Source organism: Nocardia beijingensis NBRC 16342 (assembly GCF_001612785.1).
GTDB classification, from domain to species: Bacteria; Actinomycetota; Actinomycetes; order Mycobacteriales; family Mycobacteriaceae; genus Nocardia; species Nocardia beijingensis.
On sequence record NZ_BDBC01000008.1, the window covers coordinates 63,502 to 81,528 of the forward strand.

Sequence of the window (18,027 nt, forward strand, 5' to 3'; positions counted from 1 at the left end):
GGACTATAGCGGCACGGGAACCCCGGCCCCGGCGGCTTCGCGCCCCGGAGCGGCAACCCCCGCCCGAGTGGGCCTGCCATCGAGCCCGGGGAGCCGCGTGCCACGCCGAGATCCGGGGGTGGTGATGATCGTCGCGCGGCGGGGTCCGGTTGCCGCTGGTTCACTAAGCTCTCGGGCATGGCCGACAACGCTCCATCCGCCGTGTACATCGCCTCTCCCGAGGGCGACACCGGTAAGTCGACGGTGGCCCTCGGGGTACTGCAGACGTTGTGCGCGACGACCGCGCGGGTCGGGGTGTTCCGGCCGATCACACGCTCGACCACCGAGCCCGACTACATCCTCGAACTGCTGCTCGAGCACAGCACCGCGGACATCGACTACGCGCAGGCGGTCGGCACCACCTACGAGCAGGTGCACGCCGACCCGGACGCGGCGATCAGCGAGATCGTCCTGCGCTTCCACGAAGTCGCCAAGCTCTGTGACGCGGTGGTCGTGGTCGGCAGCGACTACACCGACGTGGCCAGCCCCAGTGAGCTGCGCTTCAACGCCAGGATCGCGGTCAATCTGGGCGCGCCGGTGTTGCTGGTGGTCCGTGGCGCGGGCCGCACGCCGGACGAGGTGAAGCAGCTGGCCGAACTGTGCGCGTCCGAGCTGGCACACGAGCACGCGCAGCTGGTCGCCGTCATCGCCAACCGCTGCGACCCGCAGCGGCTGGACGACGTGGCCGCGGCGCTGGGTGGCTTCGACGTCCCGTCCTGGACGCTGCCCGAAGTCCCCTTGCTGATCGCCCCCACCATGGCCGAGCTGTGCGCCGCCATCGGCGGCGAGATGTACAGCGGTGATCCGGAATTACTGCACCGCGAGGCGCTGAAGGTCATGGTCGGCGGCATGACGGCCGAGCACATCCTGGAACGGCTGACCGAGGGCGTGGTGGTGATCGCGCCGGGCGATCGGTCCGACGTGCTGCTCAGCGTCGTGAACGCGCACGAAGCGGAGGGTTTTCCGTCGCTGTCGGGCATCATCATGAACGGCGGCCTGCTGCCGCATCCCGCGATCGCGCGGCTCATGACCGGCTTGAAGCCCAAGCTGCCGATCCTCACCACCGAGCTCGGCACCTACGACACGGCCGGCGCCGCGTACCGCACCCGTGGCCGCATGTCCGCGGGCAATCCGCGCAAGGTGGACACCGCCCTGGCCCTGATGGAGCAACACGTCGACGGGGCGGAGCTGTTGCGCCGCATCGATGTTCCGCCCAGTCCGGTGGTCACGCCGCAGATGTTCGAGTACCAGCTGATCGAGCGCGCGCGAGCCGATCGCAAGCGCATCGTGCTCCCGGAAGGCGACGACGACCGCATTCTGCGCGCGGCGGGACGGGTGCTGCAGCGCAAGATCGCCGATCTGGTCATCCTCGGCGATGAGACGACGGTGCGCGCCCGCGCCGCCGAACTCGGGGTGGACATCTCCGCCGCGCAGGTGCTGGACCCACGCACCTCCGGCTACCTGGACGAGTTCGCCGCCGAATACGCCGAGCTGCGCAAACACAAGGGCATGACGCTGGAGCGGGCTCGCGAGACCGTCGCGGACATCTCGTATTTCGGCACCATGATGGTGCACAAAGGGATCGCCGACGGCATGGTCTCGGGCGCGGCGCACACCACCGCGCACACCATCCGCCCGTCGCTGGAGATCATCAAGACGGTGGAAGGCGTCGCCACCGTCTCCAGCGTGTTCCTGATGTGCCTGGCCGACCGGGTGCTCGCGTACGGCGACTGCGCGGTCGTGCCCGATCCGACGGCGCAGCAGCTGGCCGATATCGCGATCTCGTCCGCGGCGACCGCCGAGCGTTTCGGCATCGAGCCGAGGGTCGCGATGCTGTCGTACTCCACCGGCGAATCGGGCAGTGGCGCGGACGTGGACAAGGTGCGCGTGGCGACCAAGCTGACGCGGGAACGCGCACCGGAGTTGCCGGTGGAGGGGCCGATCCAATACGACGCCGCGATCGAGCCGACCGTCGCCGACGCCAAACTGCCCGATTCCGAAGTGGCCGGGCGCGCGACGGTGTTCGTGTTTCCCGATCTCAATACCGGCAACAACACCTACAAGGCGGTGCAGCGCAGCGCGGGCGCGATCGCGATCGGCCCGGTGCTGCAAGGGCTGCGCAAGCCGGTCAACGACCTGTCCCGCGGCGCGCTGGTGGCCGACATCGTCAACACCGTGGCGATCACCGCCATCCAGGCGCAGGACAGCTGACATGCGCAGGCACCGCCGCGGCGCGGGCGCGTCGCGGAACAAGCGCGCCGTGATCGTTGTTACCGAGCGGGTGCGACGCGAGCGCGCGACACAGGAGGCGTGATGAGCAAGACGGCCGAAGGCATGGTGCTGGTGATCAACTCCGGCTCGTCGTCCATCAAATACCAGCTGGTGGACCCGGATTCGGGCGTGGTCGCGGCGTCGGGCATGGTCGAGCGGATCGGTGAGGACGAAGGCGGCATCGAGCATCGCGCCGACGGCGAGACCACCGAGCGCCGCGAGCGGATCGCCGACCACGCCGCCGGGCTGCGACTGATCTTCGACACCTTCGCCGCGACGGGCCACGACCTGGTACGCGAAGGCGTGCGGGCGGTCGGGCACCGGGTGGTGCACGGCGGCGAGGTGTTCTACCGGCCCACCCTGATCGACGACGACGTGGTGGCGGCGATCAGCGAGCTCGCCGCGCTGGCGCCGCTGCACAACCCGGCCAATGTCGCCGGGATCGAGAGCGCGCGGGCGCTGCTACCGGGCGTGCCGCAGGTCGCGGTGTTCGACACGGCGTTCTTCCACGGCCTGCCCGCGGCCGCGAAGACCTACGCTATCGACGCGAAAGTCGCCGCCGCGCACGGCATCCGGAAGTACGGCTTCCACGGCACGTCGCACGAGTACGTGTCCGGCCGAGCTGCCGAGCTGCTCGGGCGCGACCCCGCCGAGCTGCGGCAGATCGTCTTCCACCTCGGCAACGGCGCGTCGGCGTCGGCCATCCGCGGCGGGCATCCGATCGACACCAGCATGGGCCTCACGCCGCTGGAAGGCCTGGTGATGGGCACCAGGTCCGGTGATCTCGATCCCGGCATCGTGGCGCACCTGGCGCGGTCGGCGCATCTGGACATCGATGCCATCGACACGCTGCTCAACCGGGATTCGGGGATCAAGGGCCTGTCCGGTGTGAACGACTTCCGCGAACTGCGCCGCCTCATCGACGGCGGCGACGAGGCCGCGCGGCTGGCCTACGACGTGTACATCCATCGGCTGCGCCGCTACCTGGGCGCGTACCTGATCGAACTCGGCGGCGTCGACGCGATCACCTTCACCGCCGGAGTCGGCGAGAACAGCCCGCAGGTGCGCGCCGACGCCTTGGCCGGTCTCGGCGGATTCGGCATCGAGGTCGATCCGGCGGCCAATACCGCCGAAGACCGTGCCGCGCGGCGCATCTCCCCGCCCGGCGCGCCGGTCGCGGTGCTCGTGGTGCCGACCAACGAGGAACTGGCCATCGCCCGCGCCGCGCGGCAGGTGGTCGACGGCTAGATCCAGGTCTTCGCGCGAATCGAGTTGGCCAGGTCGACGAGCGCGTAGCGATGCCTGCGGTTGGGCGCTCCGCGAGCCAGTGAGCGCAGGCCCGCTTCGGCGCCGGCCCGGAGTTCGCGTTCGGTGAACGGCGCGCCGAACAGCGTGGCATCGGGACGTTTCGGCGTGTTCCCCGCCTGGAGCCAGGCCAGGGCCGCGCCGAGCACCAGCACCCGCATCTGCGTCGCGCGGCTCTCGCCCGCGGGCAGACTCAGCACGCGCGACGCCGAGATGTGCAGGGTCGCCTCGTCGAGTTCGGCCACCGGCGCGGTCGTGACCATGAGCAGCACGGCCGTCATTCGCGCGGTGGTGAAATGCCGCGACGCGGCGGGCACGGCGTCCAGCGCCCGCACGGCCTGGTCTACTCGCCCGTCCGCCGCCAGTTGCCTGGCCAGCCCGAAGGCGGCGCTCACCACGGTGCGGTCGGTGCGCCAGACGGTCTCGTAAGCCTGCTCGGCGTAACCGCGCCATTGTTCGGGGTCCGGCGACTCCCAATGCTGGAGAATGAGTTCGGCGGTAGCGGCGAGCGCGAGCTGCGGGGCCAGTTCGCCGGGGAGCACGCGGAAGACCTCGTCGAAGTCGGTGAAGGCGCGCTCGTACTCCCGGTCGAGCAGTTCGGCCATGCCCCGATACCAGCTCACCCGCCAGTCCCGTTCCGGCAGTCGCGCGAGCAGGTCCAGGATCGTCGCGGACTCACGCAGATCGAGCCGTACCCGCGCCTCGGCGAGAGTGAGTTCCAGATCGAGCGTCTTCGGGGCGTTGCCCGGATCGGCCTCGGCTCGCTCGCGTGCGTGCCGCAGCGCCTCCAGCGCGTGGGCGGGCTCGGGGTGCACGGCGGCCGAGAGCAGGGGCGCCGACGGATCGGCCGGATCCAGCAGCGGAATCGGCAGCGCCGCCACCACGTCCGGGGCGTCGAGCAGGCTGCTGCGTGGGCGGCCGTCGGTGTAGGCGTCGGTCTGGCTGATCAGTTCCTCGGTCCCGAAACCGGCACGCGGCGGCGTGAAGACCGTGGACAACTGCGGGTGCTCGGTGTCGGTCTCCTGCGCGAGGATCTCCCGCAGCACGCCCGACATCTGGGCGGACATCGCGCGGGCGGACGGGAAGCGGCGCTCGGGGTCCGGGTCGGTGGCGCACAGCAGCAGACGATGGAAGCACTGGTAGCGGGCCAGCACCGGCTGATCGGCTGGGTCGGGCAGGCCGTCGAGATAACGCCCGTGCTCCGTGGGCATGTTCAAGGTGAGCACGGCCAGCGTCCGTCCGACGGTGTAGATGTCGGAAGCGACGGTCGGGCCGGTACGCGCGATCTCCGGCGCTTGGAAACCCCTGGTTCCGTAGAGGTTTCCGTACGCCTCGATGGTGGCGACGGCGCCGAGATCGATCAGCTTGACCTGGTCCTCGGTGACCATCACGTTGTCGGGCTTGAGGTCGTTGTAGGTGAGCCCGGTCGAGTGCAGGTAGTCCAGCGCGGGCAGGATCTCCAGCAGGTAGGCGATCGCCTCGGTGACCGGCATGCGCTGCGGGCGTTCGTAGGAGTCGAGGATGTCGCGCAGCGACCGGCCGCCCACGTACTCCATGACGATGTAGCCGACGGGCGTGCCGTCCGCGCCGGTGTGCTCGACGAAGTTGTAGATCTTGACGATGCTCGGGTGCGCCACCTCGGCGAGGAATTGGCGTTCGGCCACGGCGACCGCCTGCGCTTCGGCGTCACCGGCGTGCAGCAGTCCCTTGAGCACCACCCAGCGGTCGCTGACATTGCGGTCGATCGCCAGATAGATCCAGCCGAGTCCGCCGTGCGCGATGCAGCCCTGGATCTCGTACTGTCCGGCCACCATGTCGCCCGGGTAGAGCGTGGGGCGGAAATCGAAGGGCGCGTCGCAGGTCGCGCAGGTGCCCGCCGTGGTCGCTGGCCTGGTGGCCGTCGCCCGGCCGACCGGTTTGCCGCAGCGCCAGCAGAATCGCCTGCCCTCGGAGACCACCGCGTCGGTGAGGACGGCGTCGCGGGGATCGGCGGGCGTCACCGTCGGGATCGGCACCAGCCCCGCGCCGAGCCGCCGCACCGCCGGGCGGGTCCTGGCGGTGCGCACGCTGCGTCCGGAGGTGCGTTGCGGAGCCGACGCGGGTTCGGAGTCCGTGCGCCGCGTCTCGTCCGATGCCGTGGTCACCGGGGCGTACGCCGCTGTGTCCGGGGTTTCGTCCGCTCCCAGTGGCTCTCGGCGTCCGGTGGGATCGGGCGACCATGCGGACGTGCTCGACGTCGCTTCCGCTCGGTTCGCCTGCGATCGGGTCGCGTCCGAATCCGCCTCGGCTCCCGACTGTTCCGCATCGGCGGACGATGCTTCTCGCTGCGCGTCTGCGGTGACCCGCGTGGCTGTGTCTTGTTGCTCCGTGCGGGTGCGGTGCGGTGCGTCGTCGGTGAGGGAAGTCGAGTCTCCGGTGTCGGGAGCAGTTGGGTGCGGCGTCGCCGGTGCGTCGTCGTTGGGCGGGGCCGATTTTCCGGCGTAGCGAACGGCCTCGTTCGGTGTCGCCTGCGCGTTGTCGAGGGGCGCCCCGGCGGCTGGGCTCGATGTCGCCGGTGCGTCATCCGGCGGGTCCGTGTCTTCGGCGCGGTTCCAGGCGACTGTGCCGAACGAGGTGGCCGCGCGACCGATCGGCGTGTATGTGGTGTGCTGGAGTTCCTCGGGCGCAACGGGTTCCGCGTTGTCCGTCCCTGCGCGCCGCCCTGTCCCCGTGGTGCGAGCGCCCAGGTGCCGCGGGCTCGCATGGTCCGCGCGCGGCGGTTTCGCCGCCTCCGTCTGCTGTCGCCCGGCCGGCGCGGTGGATTCGTCCTCGGACACGGCGGCCGGGCCGGGTCCTCCCGCGGCGTTCTCGTCCGGGTCGGGCTCGGGGGCGGGCCGTGTGTTCATCGGCCCGTCAGTCCTGATAGGTAGGGGCGGGCGGAGCGGGTACGGGGCCGAGGACGGTGAGATATTTCTGGTACAGCGCGACCCAGGTGCCGTCGTTGCGGATGCGTTCCAGTGTGCCGTTGACGAAGCGGACCAGGTCGTCGTTGCCCTTGGTGATGCCGAGGCCGTACGGCTCCTCGCTGATGCTGCCGCCGACCAGCTCGGTGTACGGGTCCTGCGCGGCCAGGCCGGCGAGCACGGCGTCGTCGGTGCTCACCGCGTCGACCTGGCGCTGTTGCAGCACCACGAGGCAGTCGGCCCAGCTGGGCACGGTGAGGATGGTCGCGGCGGGCTGGTCGCGGCGCATGTGCTCCAGCGACGTGGTGCCGGAGACGATGCACACCCGGCGGCCCGCCAGATCGGCCAGGCTGCGGATCCCGGAGTTCTTCACCGCGAGCACCCGTTGGTTGGCGCGCAGGTAGACGGTGGAGAACGTCACCTTCTCGCGCCGCTCGCAGTTGATCGTCATGGTCTTGGCGACCAGGTCGACGGTGCGGTTCTGCAACGCCGACTCCCGCTCGGCGGAACCGAGGCTGCGGAACTCGATCAGATCCGGGCTGCCGAGCAGATCGCGGGCCACCTCCCTGGCGATGTCGGCGTCGAAACCGACGATGGCGCCGGAGATCGGGTCGCGGTAGCTGAACAGATTGCTGCCGGTGTCCAATCCGACCAGCAGCCTGCCGCGCGCCCGGATCGCGTCGATCGCGGGGCCACGCGCGCCCGCTCCGGACGGACGCAGGCTCGCGGTCGGGTCCCCGCACCGCGACGCGCCCGGCGTCGGCGGGACCGGCGAGTCGGTCAGCACCGGAACGGCCTTGGCCGGCAACGGGGGATCGGTGTACTTCGGCGTCTTGCTCGACACCGGCGCGCCGGCATCGCTCGCACAGCCGCTCGCCAGCGTCACCACGAGGAGAGCGGTCACCAGAATGCCGCGCGCGGATCTCATCGGTACTCCCGAAGCCGGGGCCAGATGCCCAGTCCGACATAGCCTGCCGCCAGAATGCCGAGCACCATCGCGCCCGCGCCAAGGAAATCCAGGATGCGGGCCGCGTGGGAGATCTTGTCGCGCAGCGTGTCCCTGGTCGCGGCGACGCCTTGCTCCAGCGAACGGTCCAGCGCCTCCACCTGCACGGTGACGTCCGCCGAGCCGGGGCCGGTCGCCACCACGGCCGCGCTGTTGAAATCGCCCTTCGCCAGCGCGTCGTTCATGCGCTGATGCGCCACCCGCCAGCGCGCCAGCGCCGGTACGGCATTGCGCATCTCGTTCGCGGCGGGGGCCGAGCCTGGGTAGTTGCCGATCAGATCGGCCAGCCGTTCGATGTCCGCGTCGAAGGTGCGGTCGTAGTCGCCGGTCGCGTCGCGGCGCACCAATTTCAAGGTCTCCGCGGCGCGGGCCTGCTGCACCAGGATCCGGCTCTCGGTCAAGCGCGAGGACGGCACCGCGCCGTCGTCGCGGGCGCTGATCATCGCCGCCGCCGACACCGAGCCCGCGATCACCGTCCACGCCAGCAGGATCAGCATGGCCGCCGACGCGAGCACCAGGCCGGGATTGAGCACCCGCCGCCAGCGGCGCGCCAGATCCCGCTGGACCCAGACCAGCACGCCGAGGGTGAGCAGCAGCAGGCCGATCGCCGACCAGGGCGGCCGCACGTGGTTGCGCTGCGCCGCGGTGACCGCCGCCGAGCGATGATTGTGCAGTTCCTCGGCCATCGGCAGCAGCTTCGTTTGCATCTGGTTGGACGCCTCGCTCAAATACGCGGCGCCGACCGGATATCCGCTGCGGTTGTTCGTCCGTGCGGTTTCCACCAGACCGGAGTACACCGGCAGGCCCGTGACTATGCCGGTGCGCAGCCGGGCATCCGGATCGGTCGCCGCGTCGGATTGGGTCACCAATTCCGCGGCTGCTTCGCCCATGGCCTGGGTGTAGCGATCGCGTACCGCTTGCGGTTCCAGCCCGCCCGCGATGAACGCGGTGCTCGCCGCGGCGTCGGCGATCGACAGCGAGGTGTAGAGCCGCAGGGCCGAGTGCGCGTCCGGCTCGGTGTCCCGCAGCAACACGTCGAGGTCGTGCTGTCGATCACCGACCGTCCCCGCGGTGACGGAGCCCGCGGCCAGGCACAACCCGATGAGCAGCAGTCCGAGCGCGATCAGCCGTCCCGGTGAGGAATTGGCGAACGAACGCAGATTGGCCAGGTCGAGACGTTCGCGCACCACCGCGACGCTCAGCCCGCCCGGATCGTCCCGACCGGCGGGCTCTGGCGCGGACGACGGCCGGAGTTCGGCCGTCGTCGGCTCGGAGCTAGCCATGTCCACCTCCCCAGTTTGGGCCGCGTACGCGGATTTCTCGACGGCTGGACCGGATATCCGATCGATCCGTGCGTGTTGGTGCGGAGTTTATTGTGGTCGTACGGGCGCCGCGGCGTGTGAAACACCCCCGATTGGGAGGAGAAGGCGCTTGCCGCGGCTGGACGAGGATGGGTTAGGATATGCGTGGTGACGGTGACGGGTGGTCGCATGGCCCGGACGGACTGCGGCACTGGGGGCGCTTCGGCGCCGCCGGACTTCTCCTGCGCGCTCCGCTGGCCGGTGGCGGTTCGGCGGTGCTGCTGCAACACCGCGCTCCGTGGAGTCATCAAGGCGGGACCTGGGCGTTGCCCGGCGGCGCGCGGGACAGTCACGAGACGCCGGTGCACGCGGCGGTCCGCGAGGCGTGGGAAGAGGCCGGCATCGATCCCGACGACGTCCGGGTGCGCGGCGAGCGGGTGACGGCATCGGCGCTGAGCGGCTGGACCTACACCACGGTCGTCGCCGACGCGGTGATGACCCTGCCGACCAGCAGCAATCGCGAGAGCCTCGAACTGGCCTGGGTTCCGGAGGACGAGGTCGACGCGCGTCCGCTGCACCCCGGCTTCGCCGCGTCCTGGCCCACCCTGCGCGCCGCGCCCGTGCGGGTGCTGCTCGCCGAGATCGGCGACGATCGGGCCGTCGCTGCCGCGTTGCCGCGCACGCTCGACCTGGCCGATCTCGGTTTCGTCTGGCTGCATTCGGATCCGGGCGGGCCCGGCGATTACGCCAGGATCGTCGACGAGCCCGGCGCGCAAGCCGCCGAGCCCGCGTCGAACGGGAACACGGCCGTGGAGACCGCGCTTTCGTTCACCCGCGGTCAGGTGCTTTCCTGACCCCGGCGCTCACCCGTTCGCCAGCAGCGCCGTCTTCAACTCGCGCGCCGCGGCTTCGGGATCGCGCGCCTCGGTGATCGCGCGCACCACGACGACCCGCTTCGCTCCGGCTTCCAGCACCTGCGCGAGGTTGTCGGCGTTGATCCCGCCGATCGCGAACCAGGGCCGGGTGGGATGGGCGTCCGCGGTGGAGCGGACCAGTTCGGGGCCGGCCGCCTGCCTGCCGGGTTTGGTCGGGGTCGCCCAGATGGGACCGGTGCAGAAGTAATCGATGTGCTCATCGATCGCGGCGAGCCCGGCTTGGGCGCGATTGTGCGTCGATCGTCCGATCACCACGTCCGGCCCGAGGATCCGGCGCGCGTACCAGGGCGGCAGGTCGCCCTGCCCGAGGTGCAGCACGTCGGCGGTCGCGGCCAGCGCGATGTCGGCGCGATCGTTCACCGCGACCAGCCCGCCGTGCCTGCGCGCGGCGGCCTTCAGTTCGGCCAGCGCGCCGAGCTCGGCCCTGGCCTCCAGCGGGCCGAACCTGGCCTCGCCCGGTGAGCCTTTGTCCCTGAGCTGGATGATGTCGACTCCGCCTGCGAACGCGACCTCGGCGAACTTCGCCAGATCGCCCTTCTCCCGGCGGGCGTCGGTGCACAGATACAGCCGCGCGTTCGCCAGACGCTCCCGCGGCGAGGCGGGTCGATTGGGGTGGGAGGGTTGCACGCCTTCGACCGTAGCCGCGCTACCGTGGGGATGCGAAACAGGAGGCAGGTGGATCGGATGCGGACTCTGGCCGTCGTCGGTGGCGGCGCCATCGGACTCGCCGTGGCCGGGCGGGCCGCCGAGGCCGGTTGGTCGGTCACGCTGTTCGATCCGGCGATCGCGACCGGGGCCTCCTGGGTGGCCGGTGGCATGCTCGCGCCGCTGTCGGAGGGCTGGCCCGGCGAGGACCTGGTGCTCGAATTCGGCGCGGCGTCGCTGGCCCGCTGGCCGGAGTTCGCCGCCCGGCTCGCGGCGGCGACCGGCGTCTCGGTCTTCGTGGCGGACGAGACCATGACCCTCGCGCTGGACGCGGCCGACGCGGCCGACCTGCGCACGGTGGCCGACTGGGTCGGCGCGCGCGGGCACGAACTGCGGCTGCTCGACCGCGCCGGGGTGCGCGCGCTGGAACCCGGCCTGGCCAGGACGGTTCGCGCCGCGCTGCTGGCGCCCGCGGAACCCGCGATCGACAATCGCAAGCTGGTCGCGGCGCTGCGGCAAGCGGCCGAGGCGGCGGGCGTCGTGGTGCGCGCCGAGTCCGTAGACTCGCTGACGGAACTTCCGCACGACCAGATCGTGCTGGCCGCGGGCGCCGCGTCGGCCCGGTTGTGGCCGGAGCTGCCGGTCCGCCCGGTCAAGGGCGAAATCCTGCGCCTGCGACATCGGCCGGGCGTCGCTCCCGCGCCGCGCCGGGTGATCCGGGCCAGGGTGCACGGGCGGGCGGTGTACCTGGTGCCGCGCGGCGACGGGATCGTCGTCGGCGCCACGCAGTACGAGGCGGGTTTCGACACCGCGGTCACCGTCGCGGGCGTACGCGACCTGATCGCCGACGCGGAGGCGGTGTTCCCCGGCATCGGCGAATACGAACTCGCTGAAGCGAGCGCCGGTTCCCGGCCGGGCAGCCCGGACAACCTGCCGTTGATCGGCAGGCTCACCGACCGGATCATCGCGGCCACCGGGCACGGCCGCAACGGCATGCTGACCATGCCGCTCACGGTGGACGCGGTGGCGAGCCTGCTCGGCGGGGCAACGCTGCCCGAAGCGGAAGTGGCCGATCCGCAACGCTTTTCGACGACTGTAGGAGGAATCCGATGACGCTGTCATCCGTCCCCATCGGTGTCACGGTGAACGGCGACGAGCACGAGTTCGCCGAGCCGCTGACCGTGCGCGAGTTGCTGGAGCGCCTCGAACTGCCCTGCCAGGGCGTCGCGCTCGCGGTGGACGGAGCCGTGTTCCCCAAGTCCCGCTGGGACGAACCGGTCGGGCGCGGCTGGCAGATCGAGGTGCTGACGGCGGTCCAAGGTGGCTGAGGCCGCGGCGGCATCCGCGCACGCCCCGCTGCGGATCGCCGACCGGGAGTTCGGTTCCCGCCTGATCATGGGCACCGGCGGCGCGGAGAATCTCGCCGTCCTGGAGGAGGCGCTGATCGCCTCCGGCACCGAGTTGACCACCGTGGCCATGCGGCGCATCGACGCCGCGGGCGGCACCGGCGTACTGGACCTGCTGAAACGACTGGACATCGCGCCGCTGCCGAACACGGCGGGCTGCCGCACCGCGGCCGAGGCGGTGCTCACCGCGCAGCTGTCCCGTGAGGCGCTGGACACCAACTGGGTGAAGCTCGAGGTGGTCGCCGACGAGCGCACCCTGCTGCCCGACCCCGTCGAACTGCTCACCGCCGCGGAACAACTCGTCGACGACGGATTCGTCGTGCTGCCCTACACCAACGACGACCCGGTGCTGGCCCGCCGCCTGGAGGAGGCGGGCTGCGTGGCGGTGATGCCGCTGGGCGCGCCCATCGGCACCGGCCTCGGCATCGGCAACCCGCACAACATCGAGATGATCGTCGCCGACGCCAAGGTCCCGGTCATCCTGGACGCGGGCATCGGCACCGCGAGCGACGCCGCCCTCGCCATGGAACTCGGCTGCTCGGCGGTGTTGCTCGCCACGGCCGTGACCCGCGCGAAGCGCCCCGAGCTGATGGCGGCGGCCATGGCCGACGCGGTGCGCGCCGGTTACGCGGCGCGCTTGGCGGGGCGCATCCCCAAGCGCTTCTGGGCACAGGCGTCGTCCCCGGCGCTGTGAGGTGTCGACTCGAGTCCGGGGACGCCGGGTCCGGGACTCAGCCGTTGACGAAGGTGAGGCTCGTCGCGTCGTAGCGGTCGCCCGCGATCTGCTCGGGCGGGGCGGCGGCCTCGATGGCGGCGAGGTCGTCGGCGGACAGCTCGATGGTCAGCGCGGCGAGGTTCTCCTCCAGGTAGCGCTGCCGCCTGGTGCCGGGAATCGGCACCACGTCCTCGCCGCGGTGCTGCACCCAGGCCAGCGCGAGCTGCCCTGCGGTGACTCCCTTCTCGGCGGCGAGTTCGTTCAGCTTCGCGACGATCGCCAGGTTCCGTTCGAGGTTGCCGTCGGCGAAGCGCGGCTGGCTGCGCCGCACGTCGTTGTCCGCCAGCGCGTCCACCGAGCTGTATCGGCCGGTCAGGAACCCGCGCCCGAGCGGGGAGAAGGGGACCACGCCGATGCCGAGCTCACGGCAGACCGGGACGATCTCCGCCTCCAGGTCGCGCGTCCACAGTGACCACTCGCTCTGCAACGCGGCGATCGGATGCACCGCGTGGGCGCGCCGAATGGTGTCCGCGCTCGCCTCGGACAGCCCGAGGTGCCTGACCTTCCCTTCCCGCACCAGTTCGGCCATCGCGCCGACGGTCTCCTCGATCGGCACCTGCGGATCGACCCGGTGCAGGTAGTAGAGGTCGATGTGGTCGACGCCGAGCCTGCGCAGCGAGGCCTCGCAGGCCTGCCGCACGTAGGCGGCGTCGCCGCGGATGCGGGTGGGCTCGCCCAAGCGGTTGGCGAAGCCGAATTTGGTGGCGAGCACCACGTCGTCACGGCGCCCCGCGATCGCCCGGCCGATCAACTCCTCGTTGTGCCCGGCGCCGTAGAAGTCGGCCGTGTCCAGCAAAGTGACCCCCAGGTCGAGGGCGTGGTGCAGCGTCGCGATCGATTGCTCGTCGTCCGCGGCGCCGTATGCGTGGCTCATGCCCATGCACCCCAGGCCCTGCGCGGAGACCGCCAACTCGCCGAGCTGCCGACTGCGAATGTCACTCATATTGCTACCTCCTGCACTCGAATCCGTCGCCCCGACGCTAAAAGCTGGAGTGCACTCCATGTCAAACCTGTAAGCATTCCCGCGAGTGGCACATGGTGGGAGACCCTCTCGCGCTTCGCCCCAACCATGTGCCACTCGCGGTCCGTCAGGGGTGGGTGCGGCGTTGGTGGCGGGTGCGGGCTAGTTCGTAAGCGGTGTGGAGGAGGGTGCGGGTGGGTTCGTCGGTTCGGGGGCCGGGGTTGATGACTGCCAGCCAGGCGGCGGATGCGTAGACGGGGTGGGGGAGCAGCGTGTCTACCGCGCTGGGGTTGTCGGGGGTGGATGATTCGCGGGGGGTGTGGCCGGTCCAGTGGGTGAAGGCCTCTTTTCCGGCGGCGATGTTGACGCGGAACGTGTTCGGGCGGTTCAGGTCGGAACTCTCGTCGCCGGGGTAGTTCTTCGTGACGATCGTCGCGAAGGGCTGGGTCGTCTTCGGTACCACGCCGTCCGGTGAGTAGTAGAAGAACGTGTCGCCCCAACTGATTTCGGGTGAGCCGTCACCGGGGGCTGGGCGCAGGGTCAGCACGCCCTCGAGGGCGGATACGAAGCCGATGATCTCTTCGATGGTCATGGCATCCAGCGTTTCATTGAAGTGCTTATGGAGACTTCGACGCGGGTATGCCGCGGTATAGGGTGTCAACTCTCAACTGGCTGATGCACGGCGGTCTGCGTCGAAGTCGTTCGGCCGGGTCGCGCCGGACGGGCAGCGGGACCGCATGGAGCGTTCATGGAGGTTGCGAGATGGGAACCCGAGAGCGCGGGATTCCGGTCGGCTCGTTCCTGCGCACGGCCGATGTGGCGCGGCGGGCCGGATATTCCGTGCAGCAGATACGCAATCTCGAGCGCGACGGGGTCCTGCCGACGGCGACGCGCACCGCCACCGGTTATCGCAGATACGGCGAGGTCCATGTGCGGTCCGCGCTCGCCTATCGAGCGCTGGCGGCGGGCGTCGGCCCGGTCGAGGCCAAGCGCATCGTCCGCGCCGTCCACGAAGAACCGTTCGCCCAGGTGCTCGCGCTGCTCGACGCGGCGCATGCCCGGCTGGACCGGGAGCGTACCGATCTGGCCTTGGCGCAACGGGCGGCGGAGGTGATCTCGGCCGAGCCGATCGCCGACGTGCGGCCGTCGGACGCGATGAGCGTCGCCGAACTCGCCGCCGCGCTGGGAGTGCGCCCGTCGACACTGCGGCATTGGGACGCCGAGGGACTCGTCGTCCCGGATCGGGCGACCCCGCACGGCACGCGGCGGTACTCGCCCGCCCAGGTCAGGGATGCCAGGATCGTCCATCAGCTGCGCAGGGCCGGATACCGCGTCGACACGCTGAAGACCTTGATGCCCGATCTGCCGCGCGGCCACCGATCCGATGACGTGGAGGCGGCGCTGGCGGCCCGGGACGCGAGCATCACGGCTCGCTCCCGCGCCCTGCTCGACGCGGCCGCCGCACTCGCCGCCCTGCTCGCGCTGTAAACGCCCGATGGTCCCCTTGCGATCCTGTTTACAGAGGCTTTTCTGAAGCCCCGCCGCAAGGATCTTCCAAGCCGGTTGGAAGGTCGCTCCCCATACTGACGAAAGAGTCGTCTCGACCGGGAGACGGCATCTGCCCAGTGAGAACGTAAACGGAAGCGGGACCGACCATGGGCGTGCTGATAGTGATGATCTTCGTGTCGGTCGTCGTGCTGATGGCCGTGGCGATTCCGCTGTCGATTCACGCCGAACTCTCCCGTAAGGCGGCCATCCGGCAGTGGGCTGCGGCGAACGGATGGACGTTCGCCGAGTCCGGCCGTGCCCAGTGGACCGCGCGCCTACCCGGCCACAACTCGCGCGGGCTCGGCGTGATCCTGAGCCGACAACTCGGCGGCCGCTGGGTGACCGTGGCGGAATACTCGTACCGGACGACGTCGTCGAGCAGTTCCTCGACGACCGACTGCACGACGACGACCACAACGACCACGACCACCACCCATCACTTCGTCGTCGCGCTCGTCCTGCTCGATCGGATGTATCCGCCGATCGGGGTGGTCCCCCGCGGCATGTTGTCCCAGATGGGACGCGCCCTTTTCGGGGACAAGCCGACGGCGACCGGCAACGCCCTGTTCGACTCGCAGTACAAGATCGTCACCGCTGATCCGGGCTGCGCGAAAGCGCTGCTGGGCCCGCCGCTGATCGGCGCGCACATCGCCAGGGCGGTCCCGCCGTGGACCCTCGCCGGGGCCGAGCTGCTCACCTACGTTCGAACATCGGGAGCGCTGCGCGATCCGACCACGATCCCCGGTTACGTCGAGCCACTGCTCCATGTCGCCGAACTGCTCGGCCGCCGGGACATCGACCCCGCTCGAGCACACGAACTGCGCTGACCGTCGCTACGGCCATACCGGTATGGGACCCCCACGCCCCTTAGGGGGCCCCATTCCTCCCCTCATCCTCGAGGATGATCCAACTCGGCACTAATTACCGACGCGCGCGCCCGTGATTTGCGGAATGCTGGGCGGCATGATCGAGCTGAAAGGCCTCACCAAGCACTACGGCCAGACCGTAGCGGTGCAGGATCTGACCTTCACCGTTCGGCCCGGGCAGGTGACGGGGTTCCTCGGACCGAACGGCGCGGGCAAATCGACCACCATGCGCATGATCCTCGGGATGGACAAGCCGACCGCGGGCACCGCCTTGATCAAGGGCAAGCCGTACCGGGAGCTGGACCATCCGCTGCGCACCGTCGGGGCGCTGCTGGACGCCAAGTGGGTGCATCCGAACCGTTCGGCGCGGGCTCATCTGGAGTGGATGGCCGCCTCCAACGACATCGCGAAATCCCGGGTGGAGGAGGTGCTGCGGCTGGTCGGCCTGTCCGAGGTGGCAGGCAAGTCCGCGGGCGGCTTCTCGCTCGGCATGTCGCAGCGGCTCGGCCTGGCCGGCGCGCTGCTCGGCGACCCGGAGGTGCTGCTGTTCGACGAGCCGGTGAACGGCCTCGATCCGGAGGGCATCCTGTGGATTCGCCGGTTCATGCAGCGGCTGGCCGCCGAGGGGCGCACGGTGCTGGTCTCCAGCCACCTGCTGTCGGAGATGGCGCAGACCGCGGAGCACCTGGTGGTGATCGGGCGCGGCAAGCTGATCTCCGACTCCACCACCCAGGAGTTCATCGAACGCGCGTCGGAACAGTCGGTCCGGGTGCGCAGCCCGCAGCTCGACCAGCTGCGCAGCATGCTCACCTCCAGCGGCATGACCATCCGCGAGGACGGCGCGAGCGCCGACGGCCCCGCGCTCATGGTGACGGGCGTGTCCAGCGACGCGGTCGGCAAGCTGGCCGGTGAGCACAACATCACGCTGTTCGAGCTGGCCCCGCAGCGCGCGTCGCTGGAAGAGGCGTTCATGCGGATGACCGGCGGCGCGGTGGAGTACCACGGTGAAGGTTTCGATCAGGTGATGGGAGGTGCGCTCTGATGGGCGTGCTGGCAGCGGAACGAATCAAGCTCACCTCCACCAGGTCGCCCTGGTGGTGCTCGGCGATCGTCATCGCTCTCGCGCTCGGCATGGCCGCGCTGCTCGCCTCGGTGGCGCGCGCGTCCTACGGCACGGAAGGCGCGGTCGACCTGACGGTCTCCACCGCGGTGGTCGGGGTCAGCGGCTTCGGCGTCATGGTCCTGATGATCATGGCTACCCTGTCCGTGACCAGCGAGTATCGCTTCGGCATCATCCGGACGACGTTCCAGGCGACGCCGCATCGGGCGAAGGTCATCCTGACCAAGGCGGGGCTGGTCAGCGTGTACGGCGCGGTGCTGACCCTGGCCTTGGCGCTGCTCGCCTACGTGGTGGCCAAGGCCATCAGCGGACCGGAGGCGGGGGTGGCGCTCACCCTGTCCAGCGCGACCGACTGGCGCGAGGTCTACGCCATCCCGATCTACGCGTTCCTGTGCGTGCTGCTCGCGGTCGGCGTCGGCGTGCTGGTGCGGCAGTCCGCCGCGGCGATCTCGCTGATCGTGCTGTGGCCGCTGCTCATCGAGGGGCTGCTCGGCGCGTTCGGCAGCTTCGGGCGCAACGTCACCCCGTTCCTGCCTTTCGCGAACGCGAACCGTTTCATGAGCGCGTCGCCGTCCACGGCCAACTGGCATTGGGGGCCGTGGGGCAGCCTGTTGTACTTCACCGTCTTCGTCGCGATCGTCTTCGGCGCGTCCCTGGTCGTGGTGAACCAGCGCGACGCTTGAGGCGAGTCCCCCTGACGACCCGAGTCGCCCTCCCTCGCCACTCGGGTTGACGGGGGCGCCGACCTTGTCGGGAGGTCCGGCGCTCCCGCCACCGCCCGTCACTGCCCGGCGGACGGTGCCATGATCGGCCCGGTGCGACTGCTCGCGCCGGGCCGATCTGCGTGTGAACATCGAGGAAACTATGCCGCTTGCCGCTTCCGAGACCCCTTCTCGCCCGAGTAGCG

General features: G+C 70.4%; 16 protein-coding genes. 10 read left to right on the forward strand and 6 right to left on the reverse strand.

Translation table 11 applies throughout. The features are described 5' to 3' along the window. The first annotated feature begins 177 nt into the window (after window positions 1-177). Window positions 178-2,250 carry a phosphate acetyltransferase gene (gene pta / locus NB3_RS04210; protein ID WP_067796754.1) on the forward strand — a complete coding sequence of 691 codons (2,073 nt, stop codon included), beginning with the start codon at window positions 178-180 and terminating at the stop codon, window positions 2,248-2,250. Window positions 2,251-2,352: 102 nt separating this feature from the next. Beyond that, on the forward strand, window positions 2,353-3,558 hold the full coding sequence (locus tag NB3_RS04215; RefSeq protein WP_067796978.1) for an acetate kinase: 1,206 nt from the start codon (window positions 2,353-2,355) through the stop codon (window positions 3,556-3,558). Here NB3_RS04215 and NB3_RS04220 read toward each other — a convergent pair. The 3 genes from NB3_RS04220 to NB3_RS04230 form a co-directional block, all read right to left on the reverse strand. Further along, the gene (locus tag NB3_RS04220; RefSeq protein WP_157111517.1) at window positions 3,555-5,801 is read right to left on the reverse strand and encodes a serine/threonine-protein kinase; all 2,247 of its coding nucleotides are present in this window, start codon (window positions 5,799-5,801) and stop codon (window positions 3,555-3,557) included. The two genes, NB3_RS04215 and NB3_RS04220, sit on opposite strands and share 4 nt — an antisense overlap. 706 nt (window positions 5,802-6,507) lie before the next feature. Then, window positions 6,508-7,485 carry a glutamate ABC transporter substrate-binding protein gene (locus tag NB3_RS04225; protein ID WP_084485752.1) on the reverse strand — a complete coding sequence of 326 codons (978 nt, stop codon included), beginning with the start codon at window positions 7,483-7,485 and terminating at the stop codon, window positions 6,508-6,510. After that, window positions 7,482-8,846, reverse strand: coding sequence for a GlnX family signal transduction membrane protein (locus tag NB3_RS04230; protein ID WP_067796983.1), 1,365 nt, complete (start codon window positions 8,844-8,846; stop codon window positions 7,482-7,484). Before NB3_RS04230 ends, NB3_RS04225 begins: the two co-directional genes overlap by 4 nt. Window positions 8,847-9,025: 179 nt before the next feature. Here NB3_RS04230 and NB3_RS04235 point away from each other — a divergent pair, with 179 nt between their 5' ends. Beyond that, window positions 9,026-9,718: an NUDIX hydrolase gene (locus NB3_RS04235; RefSeq protein WP_067796757.1), complete on the forward strand. Its 693-nt coding sequence runs from the start codon at window positions 9,026-9,028 to the stop codon at window positions 9,716-9,718. A 9-nt stretch (window positions 9,719-9,727) separates the two neighbouring features. On the opposite strand, the gene thiE is transcribed toward NB3_RS04235, so the two are convergent. Continuing rightward, entirely contained in the window at window positions 9,728-10,426 is a 699-nt protein-coding gene (gene thiE, locus NB3_RS04240) for a thiamine phosphate synthase (protein ID WP_067796760.1), read from the reverse strand. A 57-nt stretch (window positions 10,427-10,483) separates the two neighbouring features. Here thiE and thiO point away from each other — a divergent pair, with 57 nt between their 5' ends. Genes thiO through NB3_RS04255 form a run of 3 tightly spaced genes read left to right on the forward strand, consistent with a single transcriptional unit; the run spans window position 10,484 to window position 12,544 of the window. Next, a complete protein-coding gene (gene thiO / locus NB3_RS04245; RefSeq protein WP_084485770.1) occupies window positions 10,484-11,557 on the forward strand; it encodes a glycine oxidase ThiO in 1,074 nt (357 codons plus the stop codon). Beyond that, entirely contained in the window at window positions 11,554-11,772 is a 219-nt protein-coding gene (thiS, locus tag NB3_RS04250; RefSeq protein WP_067796763.1) for a sulfur carrier protein ThiS, read from the forward strand. Before thiO ends, thiS begins: the two co-directional genes overlap by 4 nt. Further along, window positions 11,765-12,544, forward strand: coding sequence for a thiazole synthase (locus tag NB3_RS04255; RefSeq protein WP_084485754.1), 780 nt, complete (start codon window positions 11,765-11,767; stop codon window positions 12,542-12,544). Before thiS ends, NB3_RS04255 begins: the two co-directional genes overlap by 8 nt. 37 nt (window positions 12,545-12,581) lie before the next feature. Here the strand turns inward: NB3_RS04255 and NB3_RS04260 are convergent, their stop codons facing one another. Together NB3_RS04260 and NB3_RS04265 are read right to left on the reverse strand one after the other, a co-directional pair. Continuing rightward, window positions 12,582-13,568 carry an aldo/keto reductase gene (locus NB3_RS04260; protein ID WP_067796765.1) on the reverse strand — a complete coding sequence of 329 codons (987 nt, stop codon included), beginning with the start codon at window positions 13,566-13,568 and terminating at the stop codon, window positions 12,582-12,584. Window positions 13,569-13,713: 145 nt separating this feature from the next. Continuing rightward, window positions 13,714-14,178, reverse strand: coding sequence for a DUF6194 family protein (locus NB3_RS04265; protein ID WP_067796768.1), 465 nt, complete (start codon window positions 14,176-14,178; stop codon window positions 13,714-13,716). 170 nt (window positions 14,179-14,348) lie between these two features. On the opposite strand from NB3_RS04265, the gene NB3_RS04270 reads away from it, so the two are divergent. The 4 genes from NB3_RS04270 to NB3_RS04285 all read left to right on the forward strand — a co-directional run bounded on the left by NB3_RS04270 (window position 14,349) and on the right by NB3_RS04285 (window position 17,803). Then, window positions 14,349-15,074 carry a MerR family transcriptional regulator gene (locus NB3_RS04270; RefSeq protein WP_067796771.1) on the forward strand — a complete coding sequence of 242 codons (726 nt, stop codon included), beginning with the start codon at window positions 14,349-14,351 and terminating at the stop codon, window positions 15,072-15,074. A gap of 167 nt (window positions 15,075-15,241) precedes the next feature. Next, on the forward strand, window positions 15,242-15,961 hold the full coding sequence (locus NB3_RS34800; RefSeq protein WP_067796773.1) for a hypothetical protein: 720 nt from the start codon (window positions 15,242-15,244) through the stop codon (window positions 15,959-15,961). Between the two features lie 136 nt (window positions 15,962-16,097). Then, window positions 16,098-17,042, forward strand: a complete 945-nt coding sequence (locus NB3_RS04280) for an ABC transporter ATP-binding protein (protein WP_067796991.1) — start codon at window positions 16,098-16,100, stop codon at window positions 17,040-17,042. Next, window positions 17,042-17,803, forward strand: a complete 762-nt coding sequence (locus NB3_RS04285) for an ABC transporter permease (protein WP_067796776.1) — start codon at window positions 17,042-17,044, stop codon at window positions 17,801-17,803. Before NB3_RS04280 ends, NB3_RS04285 begins: the two co-directional genes overlap by 1 nt. Window positions 17,804-18,027: the final 224 nt, after the last annotated feature.

What these genes read in the sequence shown, in the direction of transcription:
- pta (WP_067796754.1), top strand. Translation starts at nt 178, where the DNA reads ATGGCCGACAACGCTCCATCCGCCGTGTACATCGCCTCTCCCGAGGGC.
- NB3_RS04215 (WP_067796978.1), top strand. Translation starts at nt 2,353, where the DNA reads ATGAGCAAGACGGCCGAAGGCATGGTGCTGGTGATCAACTCCGGCTCG.
- NB3_RS04225 (WP_084485752.1), bottom strand. Translation starts at nt 7,485, where the DNA reads ATGAGATCCGCGCGCGGCATTCTGGTGACCGCTCTCCTCGTGGTGACG.
- NB3_RS04230 (WP_067796983.1), bottom strand. Translation starts at nt 8,846, where the DNA reads ATGGCTAGCTCCGAGCCGACGACGGCCGAACTCCGGCCGTCGTCCGCG.
- NB3_RS04235 (WP_067796757.1), top strand. Translation starts at nt 9,026, where the DNA reads ATGCGTGGTGACGGTGACGGGTGGTCGCATGGCCCGGACGGACTGCGG.
- thiO (WP_084485770.1), top strand. Translation starts at nt 10,484, where the DNA reads ATGCGGACTCTGGCCGTCGTCGGTGGCGGCGCCATCGGACTCGCCGTG.
- thiS (WP_067796763.1), top strand. Translation starts at nt 11,554, where the DNA reads ATGACGCTGTCATCCGTCCCCATCGGTGTCACGGTGAACGGCGACGAG.
- NB3_RS04260 (WP_067796765.1), bottom strand. Translation starts at nt 13,568, where the DNA reads ATGAGTGACATTCGCAGTCGGCAGCTCGGCGAGTTGGCGGTCTCCGCG.
- NB3_RS04265 (WP_067796768.1), bottom strand. Translation starts at nt 14,178, where the DNA reads ATGACCATCGAAGAGATCATCGGCTTCGTATCCGCCCTCGAGGGCGTG.
- NB3_RS04270 (WP_067796771.1), top strand. Translation starts at nt 14,349, where the DNA reads ATGGGAACCCGAGAGCGCGGGATTCCGGTCGGCTCGTTCCTGCGCACG.
- NB3_RS34800 (WP_067796773.1), top strand. Translation starts at nt 15,242, where the DNA reads ATGGGCGTGCTGATAGTGATGATCTTCGTGTCGGTCGTCGTGCTGATG.
- NB3_RS04280 (WP_067796991.1), top strand. Translation starts at nt 16,098, where the DNA reads ATGATCGAGCTGAAAGGCCTCACCAAGCACTACGGCCAGACCGTAGCG.
- NB3_RS04285 (WP_067796776.1), top strand. Translation starts at nt 17,042, where the DNA reads ATGGGCGTGCTGGCAGCGGAACGAATCAAGCTCACCTCCACCAGGTCG.